Origin of the sequence: Streptomyces sp. NPDC058284 (genome assembly GCF_042881135.1) — a bacterium.
Classification (GTDB): Bacteria; Actinomycetota; Actinomycetes; order Streptomycetales; family Streptomycetaceae; genus Streptomyces.
In genome coordinates, this window is the sequence record NZ_JBHVYE010000018.1 from 133,342 (window position 1) to 146,810 (window position 13,469).

Annotated in this window: 12 protein-coding genes and 1 pseudogene; 3 read left to right on the forward strand and 10 right to left on the reverse strand. The window is 69.7% G+C overall.

Annotated features, from left to right (window positions below):
• Window positions 1-74: 74 nt before the first annotated feature.
• Entirely contained in the window at window positions 75-2,291 is a 2,217-nt protein-coding gene (locus ACFVYR_RS24610; protein WP_384252277.1) for a SpoIIE family protein phosphatase, read from the reverse strand.
• Between the two features lie 163 nt (window positions 2,292-2,454).
• Between ACFVYR_RS24610 and aspS the strand changes: the two genes are divergently transcribed.
• Window positions 2,455-4,233 carry an aspartate--tRNA ligase gene (gene aspS / locus ACFVYR_RS24615; protein WP_384252275.1) on the forward strand — a complete coding sequence of 593 codons (1,779 nt, stop codon included), beginning with the start codon at window positions 2,455-2,457 and terminating at the stop codon, window positions 4,231-4,233.
• 148 nt (window positions 4,234-4,381) lie between these two features.
• Here aspS and ACFVYR_RS24620 read toward each other — a convergent pair whose 3' ends face one another.
• The 3 genes from ACFVYR_RS24620 to ACFVYR_RS24630 all read right to left on the reverse strand — a co-directional run bounded on the left by ACFVYR_RS24620 (window position 4,382) and on the right by ACFVYR_RS24630 (window position 6,439).
• Window positions 4,382-4,561, reverse strand: coding sequence for a hypothetical protein (locus ACFVYR_RS24620; protein WP_384252272.1), 180 nt, complete (start codon window positions 4,559-4,561; stop codon window positions 4,382-4,384).
• A 92-nt stretch (window positions 4,562-4,653) separates the two neighbouring features.
• Window positions 4,654-5,355, reverse strand: a complete 702-nt coding sequence (locus ACFVYR_RS24625; RefSeq protein ID WP_384252270.1) for a TetR/AcrR family transcriptional regulator — start codon at window positions 5,353-5,355, stop codon at window positions 4,654-4,656.
• Between the two features lie 172 nt (window positions 5,356-5,527).
• On the reverse strand, window positions 5,528-6,439 hold the full coding sequence (locus ACFVYR_RS24630; protein WP_384252268.1) for an NAD(P)-dependent oxidoreductase: 912 nt from the start codon (window positions 6,437-6,439) through the stop codon (window positions 5,528-5,530).
• A 122-nt stretch (window positions 6,440-6,561) separates the two neighbouring features.
• Here ACFVYR_RS24630 and ACFVYR_RS24635 point away from each other — a divergent pair, with 122 nt between their 5' ends.
• A complete protein-coding gene (locus tag ACFVYR_RS24635; RefSeq protein ID WP_384252265.1) occupies window positions 6,562-7,161 on the forward strand; it encodes a TetR/AcrR family transcriptional regulator in 600 nt (199 codons plus the stop codon).
• Between the two features lie 39 nt (window positions 7,162-7,200).
• Here ACFVYR_RS24635 and ACFVYR_RS24640 read toward each other — a convergent pair whose 3' ends face one another.
• The 4 genes and pseudogenes from ACFVYR_RS24640 to ACFVYR_RS24655 all read right to left on the reverse strand — a co-directional run bounded on the left by ACFVYR_RS24640 (window position 7,201) and on the right by ACFVYR_RS24655 (window position 8,834).
• Window positions 7,201-8,097 (reverse strand): hypothetical protein, encoded by an 897-nt coding sequence (locus ACFVYR_RS24640; protein WP_384252263.1) that lies wholly within the window; start codon window positions 8,095-8,097, stop codon window positions 7,201-7,203.
• Between the two features lie 109 nt (window positions 8,098-8,206).
• Window positions 8,207-8,365: pseudogene (locus ACFVYR_RS24645) on the reverse strand (DUF397 domain-containing protein); the annotation flags it as partial.
• Window positions 8,366-8,391: 26 nt separating this feature from the next.
• Complete coding sequence (locus ACFVYR_RS24650; protein ID WP_384252261.1) at window positions 8,392-8,580, reverse strand: DUF397 domain-containing protein; 189 nt, start codon at window positions 8,578-8,580, stop codon at window positions 8,392-8,394.
• Between the two features lie 8 nt (window positions 8,581-8,588).
• Window positions 8,589-8,834 carry a Scr1 family TA system antitoxin-like transcriptional regulator gene (locus ACFVYR_RS24655; RefSeq protein WP_384252258.1) on the reverse strand — a complete coding sequence of 82 codons (246 nt, stop codon included), beginning with the start codon at window positions 8,832-8,834 and terminating at the stop codon, window positions 8,589-8,591.
• A gap of 265 nt (window positions 8,835-9,099) precedes the next feature.
• Here ACFVYR_RS24655 and ACFVYR_RS24660 point away from each other — a divergent pair, with 265 nt between their 5' ends.
• Window positions 9,100-10,002 carry a hypothetical protein gene (locus tag ACFVYR_RS24660; protein WP_384252256.1) on the forward strand — a complete coding sequence of 301 codons (903 nt, stop codon included), beginning with the start codon at window positions 9,100-9,102 and terminating at the stop codon, window positions 10,000-10,002.
• A gap of 81 nt (window positions 10,003-10,083) precedes the next feature.
• Here the strand turns inward: ACFVYR_RS24660 and metG are convergent, their stop codons facing one another.
• Together metG and ACFVYR_RS24670 are read right to left on the reverse strand one after the other, a co-directional pair.
• On the reverse strand, window positions 10,084-11,712 hold the full coding sequence (gene metG / locus ACFVYR_RS24665) for a methionine--tRNA ligase (RefSeq protein ID WP_384252252.1): 1,629 nt from the start codon (window positions 11,710-11,712) through the stop codon (window positions 10,084-10,086).
• 263 nt (window positions 11,713-11,975) lie between these two features.
• Window positions 11,976-13,295 carry a VWA domain-containing protein gene (locus ACFVYR_RS24670; RefSeq protein WP_384252250.1) on the reverse strand — a complete coding sequence of 440 codons (1,320 nt, stop codon included), beginning with the start codon at window positions 13,293-13,295 and terminating at the stop codon, window positions 11,976-11,978.
• Between the last annotated feature and the right edge of the window lie 174 nt (window positions 13,296-13,469).

Genomic DNA, 13,469 nt, shown 5'->3' on the forward strand with positions numbered 1-13,469 from the left:
CCGGAGGTCGTCCCAGGGGCGCGGAACTGCGTGCTCAGCCACAGCGGGCCCGCACCCAGCCAGAGACGCACCCCCTACTCCGCCCCACCGCCGGCGCCCTCGTACAGCTCGAACCAAATGCTCTTCCCGTCGCCTCGCGGGTCCACGCCCCACGCCCCGGCCAGCAGCTCCATCAGGACGAGGCCGCGGCCGGACGAGGCCAGTTCGCCGGGGCGGCGCTTGTGCGGCAGGTCGTCGCTGCCGTCCGCGACCTCCGCCCGCAGGCGCCGCATGCCCGGCTCGCCGGTGACCTCGGCGACCATCAGGGCGTCGCCGTCCGTGTGCACGAGGACGTTGGTGAGCATCTCGGAGACCATCAGGACCGCCGAGTCGACCTGGTCGTCGTCCGCCCAGTCGTGCAGCAGTTCCCGCAGGTGACGCCGGGCCCCGGCGACCCGCTCCGGTTCGGCCTGGGCGACGGTCAGGACGGTGCGGCGGGCGTCCGTGCGCTGCTCGGGGCGGCTCGCGCGGCTCAGCAGGAGTACCGCTATGTCGTCCTCGCGGCGGTCCGCGAGCGGTCCCGTCGTGTGGTGCGAGGACAGGCCGTGCACGGCCTGTACGAGGGAGTCGGCGAGCCGTTCCAGGGCGTCGGGCTCGCCCTGGCCGGGGAACTCCTCCAGGACCGTCCTGAGCCGTGACCAGCCGCTGTCCAGGTCGTGGCCGCCGGTCTCGATGAGGCCGTCGGTGCAGATCAGCATGGTCTCGCCGGCTTCGAGGACGAGACGGGTCGTGGGGTAGTCCGCGTCCGGGTCGATGCCGAGCGGCAGACCGCCCGCGGTGGGGCGCTGCAGAACCGTTCCGTCACTCATGCGTATCGCGGGCTCGGGGTGGCCCGCGCGGGCGATCTCCAGGACGCCGGTCGCCGGGTCGGCCTCCACGTACAGGCAGGTCGCGAAGCGCGGGTCGTACTCCATGGCCTGCGGGGCGCCGGTGGAGCCGGGCCCCTGGGTGCCCGTGTCGCTTGACCCGTAGGTGATGGACTCCGTGATCCCCGACAGGAAGCGGGTGGCGCGCGAGAGCACGGCGTCCGGGCGGTGCCCCTCGGAGGCGTATGCGCGCAGGGCGATCCGCAGCTGCCCCATCAGCCCCGCCGCCCGCACGTCGTGGCCCTGCACGTCGCCGATGACGAAGGCGATGCGGCCGCTGGGCAGCGGAATCATGTCGTACCAGTCGCCGCCGACCTGCAGTCCGCCGCCGGTCGGCACATAGCGGGCGGCCACGCACAGCCCGGGGATCTGCGGGCCGAGCATCGGCAGCATCGAGCGCTGCAGGCCCTCCGTCAGCTCCCGCTCGGACTCCGCGACCCCGGCCCGCGAGAGGGCCTGCGCCAGCATCCGCGCGACCGTCGTCAGGACGGACCGCTCGTCGGGCGTGAACGAGACGGGGTACGTGAAGGCCGCCATCCACGCACCCATCGTGCGGCCCGCGACGGTCAGCGGCAGGAACGCCCACGACTGCCGTTCGAAGCGGCTGGCCAGGGGCCAGGCGGCGGGGTAGCGCCTGCGGTAGTCCTCCGGGGTGGAGAGGTAGACGGCACGGCCGGTGCGCACCACTTCCGCGGCCGGGTAGTCCGTGTCCAGCGGCATCGCGGAGAAGGGGCCGTCGTCACCGGGCTGGTGGCCGTGGTGCCCGATGATCGTCAGCCGTTCGCCCGCCACCCCGAAGACCGCGAGCCCGTCCGGCGAGAAACCCGGCATGGAGAGCCCCGCGGCGACCCTGAGCACCTCCTCCGTGGAGCGTGCCTCGGCGAGCGCGCGCCCCGCGTCGAGCAGGAACGCCTCGCGGGAGCGGCGCCAGTCGCCGGTGACCGGGGTGCGGGCGGCGGTGCCCGGCGCGGGCTCGGTCACCTCTTGCAGAGTGCCGACCAGTTCGTACGCCTCTGTCGCGTCGTGCAGCACGGGCTTGGAGCGGCTGCGTACGGTGCGCAGGACGCGCCGCCCCGTCTCGTCCATGATCCGCAGCCGGGCCTCGGCGAGGGTGCCCTCGGCGACGGCGAGCTGGACGGTCCCGTAGATCTCGTTCCAGTCGACGGGGTGGAAGCGGGACCGCACGCCGCCCTCCGTCAGGGTCTGGGCGCGCGCGGGCAGGCCGAGCAGCCGGGCCGCCTCGGCGTCGACCGTGACGGTCCCGGAGGCGTTGTCCCAGCGCCACAGTCCGGTCGCGATGGCCGTCAGGACGTCCCGTACGGGTGGCAGGGAGTCGTCCCCCACGGAGTCGTCCCCCACTTGCGGCAGGGGATCGTCGGTGCGCATTGACCCACTTTAGGAAGATGTAGGGGGCCGCCGCCACTGAGCACCGTCGGCCCCGGCCCCCGCAAGGGGCACCGCCGCGGATATCCGGAAACCGATCTTCGCCCGGACGGTAGCCTTGTGAGGTCTGCTCTCTCCCCTATTCGCGAAGACTGGATGAACGACGATGCATCGGTACAGGTCCCACACCTGCGGCGAGCTCCGCGCCTCTGACGTCGGCACCGACGTCCGGCTGAGCGGCTGGCTGCACAATCGCCGAGACCTGGGCGGCATTCTCTTCATCGATCTCCGCGATCACTACGGCATCACGCAGCTGGTGGCCCGCCCGGGCACCAAGGCCGCCGAGGTCCTGGACAAGCTGTCCAAGGAGACGGTCGTCCGCGTCGACGGCAAGGTCGTCTCGCGCGGCGCGGAGAACGTGAACCCGGAGCTGCCCACCGGCGAGGTCGAGATCGAGGCCGCCGAGGTGGAGGTGCTCGGCGAGGCGGGCCCGCTGCCCTTCACGATCAACGCCGAGGACGGGGTGAACGAGGAGCGGCGCCTGGAGTACCGCTTCCTCGACCTGCGCCGCGAGCGCATGCACCGCAACATCATGCTGCGCAGCGCCGTGATCGCTTCGATCCGCTCGAAGATGGTGGCCCTCGGCTTCAACGAGATGGCGACGCCGATCCTCACGGCGACCTCCCCCGAGGGCGCCCGCGACTTCGTCGTCCCCTCCCGCCTGAACCCGGGCAAGTTCTACGCCCTTCCGCAGGCTCCGCAGCAGTTCAAGCAGCTGCTCATGATCTCGGGCTTCGACCGGTACTTCCAGATCGCGCCGTGCTTCCGCGACGAGGACGCGCGCGCGGACCGCTCGCCGGGCGAGTTCTACCAGCTCGACGTCGAGATGAGCTTCGTGGAGCAGGAAGACGTCTTCCAGCCCATCGAGAAGCTGATGACGGAGCTGTTCACGGAGTTCGGCGGTGGCCGCGAGGTGACCTCCCCCTTCCCGCGCATCCCGTTCCGCGAGTCGATGCTGAAGTACGGCAACGACAAGCCGGACCTGCGCGCGAAGCTCGAACTGCACGACATCACGGACATCTTCGAGGGCTCGGAGTTCAAGGCCTTCGCCGGCAAGCATGTGCGCGCGCTTCCGGTGCCGGACACGGCGTCGCAGTCCCGCAAGTTCTTCGACGGCCTCGGTGGCTACGCGGTCGAGCAGGGCGCGAAGGGCCTGGCCTGGGTGCGCGTCGCCGAGGACGGTTCGCTGACGGGCCCGATCGCGAAGTTCCTGACGGAGACGAACGTCGAGGAGCTGACGAAGCGGCTGTCGCTGGCCCCCGGCCACGCGGTGTTCTTCGGCGCGGGCGAGTTCGACGAGGTCTCGAAGATCATGAGCGCGGTGCGCGTCGAGGCCGCGAAGCGTGCGGGCCACTTCGAGGAAGGCGTCTTCCGGTTCTGCTGGATCGTCGACTTCCCGATGTACGAGAAGGACGAGGAGACGGGCCGCGTCGACTTCTCCCACAACCCCTTCTCGATGCCGCAGGGCGGCATGAAGGACCTGGAGGAGAAGGACCCGCTGGACATCCTCGCCTGGCAGTACGACATCGTCTGCAACGGCATCGAGCTGTCCTCCGGCGCCATCCGCAACCACGAGCCCGAGGTCATGCTGAAGGCCTTCGAGATCGCGGGCTACGACGCGGAGACGGTCGAGCAGGAGTTCGCGGGCATGCTGCGCGCGTTCCGCCTCGGCGCTCCGCCGCACGGTGGCATCGCCCCCGGTGTCGACCGCATCGTGATGCTCCTCGCCGACGAGCCGAACATCCGCGAGACGATCGCGTTCCCGCTGAACGGCAACGCGCAGGACCTGATGATGGGCGCGCCGACGGTGCTTGACGAGGCGCGGCTGCGGGAGTTGAACATCTCGGTGCGCAAGCCTGCGGCGCCGAAGCCCGCGGCGCAGTAGCGGTAGCGGTTTCCCCGGCGGCGGGGTGACGTCGCGTGAAAGGCCCCGGAACCTTTGGTTCCGGGGCCTTTTCTGGTTCGTCGTCTGGTGTTCGTGCGTTGTGGCTGAGCGTGCAGCGCAGTTCCCCGCGCCCCTGGGGCCCTTAGGGCTATACCGACTGTGTGGGGGAGGAGTTCGCTTCTGCCTCTGCCCACTCGGTGACCAACTCCTCGTACACGAGGCGTTCGTCGGGGCGGAGGCGTCCACCCGCGCGCAGCCATAGCGCACGGATTTCCTCATTGACCTCGTCGGCGGTGCGTCGCCGGTCGGGGGAGGGAGTCGTGGCCATGTCGTGAAGCTTACGTAGGCGGGTGTGAAGGCGGCGTCAATTCAAGCCGTCTCTCCGCATGACTTAGCTCACCGTGATGTGTGGCAACCGTCTCAGTGGGCAGTCTCGCCGAGCCGGGTTTGCAGACCGTCCAGTACGCGCTGGAGCCCGTAGTCGAAGGTCTCCTCGCGCTCCCGCGCCGGGTCACCGGCGTGCGCCCCGCGCTTCCCGGCCTCCTCCCCGCCCCGCAGACTCTCCGCGAACTCCCGTTCGGACCTGCCGCTTCGGGCGATCAGCGAGAGGTACGCGGCCTCGCTGGTGGCCATTCCGATGACGTAGGAGATGACGGCGCTCAGGGCCAGTTCGGTTTCGTCCGCGGGGAATCCGGCCGCCCGGTACACGGCGGCCATGCGCTCCGACATCTTCGTCACGTTGGGCCCGAGGTGGATGAGGCCGACCTGACCGAGCACGGAGGCGACCCAGGGGTGGCGCAGAATCATCGCTCGCAGGCTGTACGCGCTGCGCACGGCGGCATCGCGCCAGTCGGCGGCGCCCTCCGCGGTGGGGACGGCCAACTCGCCGTAGACCTCGTCGACGACCAGCTCGATCAGCTCGTCCTTGTTGGCGACGTGCCGGTAGAGCGAGGTGGCGCCGGCGTCGAGCCGGGTGCCGAGCTTGCGCATGCTGAGCGCTTCGAGCCCGTCCGAGTCCAGCAGGCGGACGGCCTCGGCCACGATCTGCTCCCGGCTGAGCTGTTCGCGCTGTTTGCGGGGCCGGGTCCACACGGAGGCGATCGGCTTCTCGGCGGCGGGCATGCGGGCTCCTCGGGCGGTCGGTGCGGTCCGCGGTCCGTGCGGTCCATCAGGGCGATTCCTACGGTAGCGCACGACGTACGCGGCTTGCGCACAAGGTTTCCTGCTGCGTACAGCGTTCGCAAGGAGAGCGCGGGGTCAGACCTGGAACGCGGCCCGCAAAGGCCGGCTGTTCTCAGGCGGAGGGACCCCTCATGAGCTCCACGGCCCGCGAGAAGCTGTCCGCGCCGTGGCCCGCCTCCACCAGCCTTCGGAAGACGTCGTGGACCGCCAGCGGGAACGCCGTGTCCACCCCGGCGTCGGACGCGGTGTGGACGACGTGCTCCATGCTGGCCAGGCCCATCGCGGTGCGGTCGACGTCGCCCGCGTGGTTGTCCGCGTCGATGCGGGACGCGTAGAAGTCGACGAAGTGGCCCATGCCGGCGAAGTTCTCCGTGACGTACGGCGCGATCTCCCGGGCCGTGAGGCCGTGCGCTCCGGCCATGGCGGCGGTCTGCCAGAACGCGATCATCGCGGGCCAGAAGATCGTCATGTTCAGCTGGTACATGAGCGCGGCGAGCCCCTGGTCCTCGCCCCGGTAGTCGGACTTCCCCGTGATCACTTCGAGGGCGGCGCGGTGCGTGTCGTACGCCTCGCGCGGGCCGCTGTAGAACGTCGAGGTGTCCGGGGTGCCGATGAGGGGCGGCGGGCAGAGGACGCCGCCGGTCAGGTGCGTCCCGCCGAGGTCGGTCACCCAGCGGGCGCCGGCCCGTGCCTTCTCCGGGGTGTCCGAGCTGAGGTTCACGAGGGTGCGGCCCGCGACGGCGGTCCTGGCGGGCTCCAGGATCGCGTACATCGCGTCGAAGTCGGTGAGGCTGAGAACGACCAGCTCATTGGCGAGCAGGGCCTTCTCGACGCTCCCGGCGAGGTGCGCGCCGCGCTCCACGAGGGCGTCCGCGCGGGACGGGGTGCGGTTCCAGAGGGTGACGTCGTAGCCGCGGTCGAGGTAGGCGGCGGCCATGGCCTGGCCCATGGGGCCGAGGCCGATGACGGTGACGGAGGTGGGGGCCGGGGTGGGTGCGGCTGCGGGCTGCGGTGCGGAAGGCATGCGGAACTCCAGTGGGTTGGGTCGCCAGGTCACTAAAACGATCGCTCTATTTAGCGCGTGGCACGAACGTAGCATGCCGCTAGAACGAACGCTCTAGCTACTGGCTGGGTAGAGTGGGAGGCATGGCCCAGAAGACCTCAGAGCCCGGCGCGGTGCTCGGCACCCGCGACCGGATCGTCGCCGTCTCCGCACGCCTCATCCAGCGCCAGGGGTATGTGGGCACCGGCATCAAGCAGATCGCCAAGGAGGCGGAGGCCACGCTCGGCTCCGTCTACCACTTCTTCCCTGGCGGGAAGGAGGCCGTGGCGGTGGCCGCGATCAAGTACAGCGACGAGGAGTTCGCGGCGCTGCTGCGGGACGCGCTGGCGCGGGAGACGGACCCGGGGGCGGCGATCGAGGGCTGCGCGGCTGAACTCGCCGTCGCGCTGCGGGAGTCGGGCTGGACCGACGGGTGCCCCGTCACGGCCGCCGCGCTGGAGACGCTGGGCACGGATTCCGAGATCCAGCGGGTGTGCGCGCGGGCGCTGCGCGGCTGGGAGGGCATCGTCGAGGAGAAGCTGCTCGCGTCGGGCTTCGGCCCGGCCGATGCGCGGGAGGTGGCGACGACGGTGATCAGCGCGCTGGAGGGCGCGGAGGTGACGGCACAGGTCGCCCGCAGCGAGGAGCCGTTGCGGGCGGCGGGCCGGCAGTTGGCCCGGCTGGTGGGTACGTACGGGGCGTGAGGCCCCGGCCCGGCCCCGTACGTGGTCGTCCGTCCGGGCTTACTCGCCCTGCTCCTGAGGGTGCTCCGTGTCGCTGAACAGGTCGTCTGCGGTGGTTGCTGTGACGGCGCGGGTGAGCCAGCGGTCGACGGTGGGGAGGTCGGTGCAGGCTGCGATGCGTTCGCGGGCGGTGTGGGAGATGGGGACGCCACGGGCCTCCAGGAAGCGGAGGATCGCCTCGGTCTGACCCTCAAGGTACTTTTCCTCGGCGAGGGTGCCCTGTCCGGGGAAGTAGATATCCGCAGCCATCTTCACCAAGTCCTTCCAGGCGGCTCGGGCCGTGGTGTCGCCCAGGCCTACGTCCAGCAATTGCCAGTAGTGGTCGAACGTCTTTCGGTCGCCGGTCGATCCCAGGGCGGTGACCAGCGCCTCCAGTATGGCCTTGTGCTCCGGGCTACGCGCATGCGTAAACGCGGACAAAGCGGCGAAGGGCAGGTCCTGGGCGGCCTCTTCGGGGTCGATGATCAGCGGTACGTTGTCGGGGCCGAGGACCAGGGGATGCACGCTCAGGGCGGTCCAGCCCTCCACTCCGATCCGGAAGGGGCCCAGTGCCCAGGTCGACGTGGCCTTGTCCTGGCAGACGACCAGGAGCAGGGCGGGGATGTGGTACTTCGAGTAGAGGTACGACAGGTAGTACCCCCAGCTCAGCGCCTTCTCCGGGTCCCGGCGGCGCTGAGCCTCCACGACCAGTAGGAACGCGCGGCCGTTCGGCGCGCTGATCCGGAGCAGGGTGTCGACGCGGCGCTCGATGGGCCGGGTCTCGGTGACGTCCGGCGTGATCACCTCGACGGTCGGATTCTCGGGGAGCGCGACGCCCAGGAGCCGGAATACCGGCGGCAGGAGCTCGGGGCGGTCCTGGAAGATCCTGTGCGAGGCCTCGTGTTGCGATGTGACCATGTGAGGAACGTAGGCGCCCCGGCGGCTGGAAGTGCGGACTCACGAGGGTGATCACTCTTTCGAGTGCGGATGAAACGTTCGCGCAGTCCCGGGCCCTGGTCGGTGGGGTTCACCCCTCGCCGATGGCCTTGAGGGTGCGTATGAGGTTCGACAGGGTGGCAGAAGTGGTGGTGAGTTCGGTGGTGGGTGCGTCGCTTTCGCGGAGACGTATGGGGCCGCCGCTGGTGGCCAGTTCCACGCATGTGTTGCCGTCGCCTCCACCGGAGAAGGACGACTTCTGCTAGACGGTGGCGCTCATCGTTCGCCCTGCTTGATGGCACGCAGGAGGCGGGCCAAGGATGCGGGAGCAGTTGCCAGTTCGACGCCAGGCTCGTCACTTTCGCGGAGGCGGATGTGGTTGCCGGTGCTCGCCAGTTCGACGCAAGCGTTGCCGTCACCGCCTCCCGAGAAGGTGGACTTCTGCCAATGCAGGGAGGTGGTCATGGCGGGCCTCACAGTTCCTTCACCAACTTGTGGATGAAATCCCTTGACCGCTCGGGATCGAGCGCCAGCTCCTCCACCCTACGGAAAAGTGTGCGGAAGCGGTCGAGTTGGGCTTGGGAGTCCAGGAAGCCGGTGCCGTGCGGAGCATCCCGTACGACGGTATCCAGCCGGGAAACCGGGCCCCCTGCGTACACCATCGCGCTGCTAGACCCGGCGAACCCGTCCAGATCGAACGGGATGACCCGAATGGTCACACTCACCAAGGGGCCCGCCGCCCTCCGCGTCCGGTGTGGCGACGGGGTGCTGCGGATCGGGGCGTGGGACGCGGATCCGACGCCACCCGCGCCGCCTCCACGCATCGCCGACGCGGGGGCCGAGCGGGGGCGCGGGCTCGACCTCGTGCGGGCCTGTGCCGACGGCTGGGGCTGGTACCCGGGGGCCCCGGAACCCGGCAAGCACGTCTGGTGCGAACTAAATGCGGCATAGCTCGTTGATCATGCCGAACAGAAAGGAGAACCGATGGTCAGCTCGTCACACGAGGCACTGCACCGGATCTTCCAGAAGGACACGGCTCTGCTGATCCGTTCCTTTCAGCGCCTGCTCCACATCCCGTTCCCGGAGCCCCGGGACATCGCGATTCTCAACGCAGACCTCACCGAGATCGAACCCATCGAGCGACGGTGCGACACTCTGCTACGGGTGGACACCGACGACGGCAACTATCTGTTTGTCATCGAGTCGCAGGGCAAGAAGGACGAGGCGAAGCGCGGCAGCTGGGCGTACTACCTCTCGTACCTCTACGAGAAGTACCGCTGTGAACCGGTGCTGATCGTCCTGACGCAGTGTTCGTCGACGGCCCGCTGGGCCGCCAAGCCCATCCAGTTCGGACTGCCGGGTTGGCCCACACTGACTCTGCGCCCCCTCGTCCTGGGTCCGGACAGCGTGCCAGTGATCGCGGATGAGAAGGAGGTCGTGAGAGACGTCCCGCTCGCGGTGTTTTCGGCGATTACGCATGGAAAGGGGCCGGACAGCGCCGCCATACTGGTAGCACTGGCCGCCGGTCTGGAAACCATGGACCCCGACAGCGCGGCGGTGTTCGCCCAGCTCACCGAGTCAGGCCTGGTCGACCCCCAGGCACGGAAAATCTGGAGGGACCTGATGACGACGACCAACTACTTCTTCCGGCACGAGGTCGCCGAGAAGGTGCGGGAAGAAGGTCGTGATGAAGGCCGCGACGAGGCGCGGGCCGAGGAGCGGGGGCGGGTCATCCTGCGCACGCTTGACTGGCGTGGCATCGAGCTTTCCGAGGCCGACCGGGAGCGGGTGCGGGCCTGTGGCGACCTGAATCGTCTCGCGGTGTGGCTCGACCGGTCCTACGAGGTGACCGAAGCCGCCGAGCTGTTCGAGGACGACGGCGCCTGACTCCGGACAAGGGAAAGTCCCGCCACTACCCCCGGTTCAGCGGGGCCGTGGCGGGACTTTTCCGCGAGACGTCACGGACCGTTACGCGGCAGGCTTCTCCTCCAGGCGCGGGAACAGCACCGCGCCCTTCGTCACCGTCGCGCCCGCGGGGAGCGTGCCCCACGTGCCGGCCGCGCCGAGCTCCTGGTCGGCGAGGGCGCCCAGGAGGGGTTCCGCGCCGAGGGAGTCCCAGAGCTTCTGGGAGGTGTCCGGCATGATCGGGTTGAGGAGGACCGCGACGGCACGCAGCGACTCGGCCGCCGTGTAGAGGATCGTCGCCAGGCGGGCCTTGCCCTCCGGGCTGTCGTCCTTCGCGACCTTCCACGGCTCCTGCTCCGTGATGTAGCCGTTGACCTGCTTCACGAAGTCGAAGATCGCCAGGATGCCGCCCTGGAAGTCCAGCTCCTCGCCGATCGCGCGGTCGGCGGTCGCGACGGCCTTGGCGAGGCCGTCCTTGACCGCCTGCTCGGCGTCGCCGGACGCCGTCGCCTCGGGCAGCTCGCCGCCGAAGTACTTGCCGACCATCGCCGCGACACGGGACGCGAGGTTGCCGTAGTCGTTCGCCAGCTCGCTCGTGTAGCGGGCCGTGAAGTCCTCCCACGAGAACGAGCCGTCACTGCCGAACGCGATCGCCCGCAGGAAGTACCAGCGGTACGCGTCCACACCGAAGTGCGAGGTCAGGTCCTGCGGCTTGATGCCCGTCAGGTTCGACTTCGACATCTTCTCGCCGCCGACCATCAGCCAGCCGTTGGCCGCGATCCTGCCGGGCACCGGCAGGCCCTGCGCGAGCAGCATCGCGGGCCAGATCACCGCGTGGAAGCGGAGGATGTCCTTGCCGACAAGGTGCACGTTCGCGGGGAAGGTCGAGGTGAACTTCTCCTCGTTCGCGCCGTAGCCGACCGCCGTCGCGTAGTTCAGGAGCGCGTCGACCCAGACGTAGATGACGTGCTTGTCGTCCCAGGGGACCTTCACACCCCAGTCGAACGTCGACCGGGAGATGGACAGGTCCTGGAGGCCCTGGCGTACGAAGTTCACCACCTCGTTGCGCGCCGACTCCGGCTGGATGAAGCCCGGGTTCTCCTCGTACAGGGCCAGCAGCCTGTCGCCGTACTCGCTGAGCTTGAAGAAGTAGTTCTCCTCCTTGAGGAGTTCCACCGGCTTCTTGTGGATGGGGCAGAGCTTCTGTCCGGAGAACTCGCCCTCGCCCTCGATCAGGTCGCCGGGGAGCTTGTACTCCTCGCAGCCCACGCAGTACGGGCCCTCGTAGCCGCCCTTGTAGATCTCGCCCTTGTCGTAGAGATCCTGGACGAACTCCTGCACGCGGTCGGTGTGACGCTTCTCCGTCGTACGGATGAAATCGTCGTTCGCGATGTTCAGGTGCTCCCAGAGGGGCTTCCAGGCCTCGGTGACGAGCTTGTCGCACCACTCCTGGGGCGTGACGTCGTTCGCCTCGGCCGTGCGCATGATCTTCTGACCGTGCTCGTCCGTGCCGGTGAGGTACCACACCTTCTCGCCGCGCTGACGGTGCCAGCGCGTGAGCACGTCCCCTGCAACGGTCGTGTAGGCGTGGCCCAGGTGAGGAGCGTCGTTAACGTAGTAGATGGGGGTCGAGACGTAGAACGCCTTCGCGTTCTCGCCCGCTCCCTGCTTCTCGGATCCAGTGGCCGCCATGGTCGAAATCCTAACGGCCGGAAGAAGATCGACTCACATCGGTTACGGCCCCCGGCGTGGACCTGCCCCGGCCCCGCCCTGGCCCCCGGTCACTCCTCCCAGTCGCCGATGGCTACGTCCCCGACGCTCCGGCCGCGCGGTTTCAGGGTGAGGGTGACGCGTTGGGTGGTCCTGAGGGTGTTCTCCCGGCGGCCCCCCTGGTGTGCCGGTGTGTGGCAACACCTTGGGGGGAGGGGAGTTGACGCCCTGGCCGACGGTGACGGTCAGGGTGTGCGGCGGGACAGCCACTCGGGGTAGGCCGACAGGATGCCCTCGTACAGCTCCTTGTCCGTGAGCTCGCGCGGGGCCGGGCCCGCGTGGAAGAAGGCCGCGTTGTCCGCCTTCAGCTTGCGGAGGTAGTCGAAGGCCTTGTTCTCGTGCTCGCCGAACGCGACGAACTGGAAGAAGAGGGGGTGCGCGGCGGCCTCCTTCAGGGCCTGGGTCGCCGGTCCCTTCGCGTCCGGGGCGCCGTCCGTCTGGAAGATCACCAGGGCGGGTTCGCCCGCGTGGTCCGACTTCTCGTGCTGCGCCACGACCTCTTCGATCGCGCGGTGGTAGCTGGTACGGCCGAGGCGTCCTGCTGCCGCGTGCAGCTCGTCGATGCGGCCCTCGTACTCGGAGAGGGTGAGGGGGCCGGTGGCGTCGATGTCGGTCGAGAAGAAGACGACGTGGACGGTGGCGTCGGGGTCCGTGTGCGCGGCGAGGGCGAGGACCTGCTCGCCGAGGCTCTGGGCGGAGCCGTCCTTGTAGTACGGGCGCATGGATCCTGAGCGGTCTAGGACCAGGTAGACCTGGGCTCGGGTTCCTGTGAGGCCGCGCTTCTTGAGGGTGGCGGCGGCGGCCTTGTAGGCGGGGGCGAGGGTGGGGGCGGTTGTGCGGATGCGGGTGGCGGGGGTGGCGGGCTTTGCCGCGGGGGCCTTCGGCTCGGGGCTGGTGGGGGCCTTGGTCTCGCTTACGTCAGCCTTCGGCTCGGGGCCGGCCTCGGGGGTCACCTCAGCCTGCGGCTCGGGCGCGGTGCGGGCGTCGGCCTTGGCGGGTGCCTCAGCCTTCGGCTCGGGGCTGGTGGGGGCCTCGGTCTCGCTTACGTCAGCCTTCGGCTCGGGGCCGGCCTCGGCGGGGACCTCAGCCTGCGGCTCGGGGTCGGCCTCAGGGGTCTGCTCAGCCTTCGGCTCGGGCTCACGGGTGCCGTCTTCATCGTTGCCCGGCACCGGGGGCTGTGCCCACCCGTCCCGCCCGGCGGGACGTTTGCCCACAGCGGGAGCGGGAGCGGGAGCGGCGTCAGCCTTCGGCTCGGGAGTGGTGGGGGCGTCGGCCTCGGCCGTTACCTCGGGCTTCGGCTCGGGCATGGGCTCGGTTTCCGCCTCCGCTTCCCGTTCCGGGGACGGGTTCCGTTCCGGGGACGGGGACGGGACCGTGACGTTGTCGAAGGCCGCTGCCACCAGGTCGTCCAGGGCCGAAGGTGTCGGCTCCTGGCTCGGGGAGGGGACGGAGGCCTTGCGCGGGGGGTCCGGGGTCGGCTCGGACGAGGGGGAGGGGAGCGTCACCGATTCCGGAGACGTCGATTCCGGAGACGTCGATCCCGGCGGCGTCGAACCCGAGGGCACAGAGTCCGGGGACGTCGAGTTCGGGGAGGTCGAGTCCGGGAGCGTCGACCCCTCCCGCTCCGGCGCAGTCGCACGCTCAGGCTCCCGAGCCTCCGGAACGCTCTCCTTGCGTGA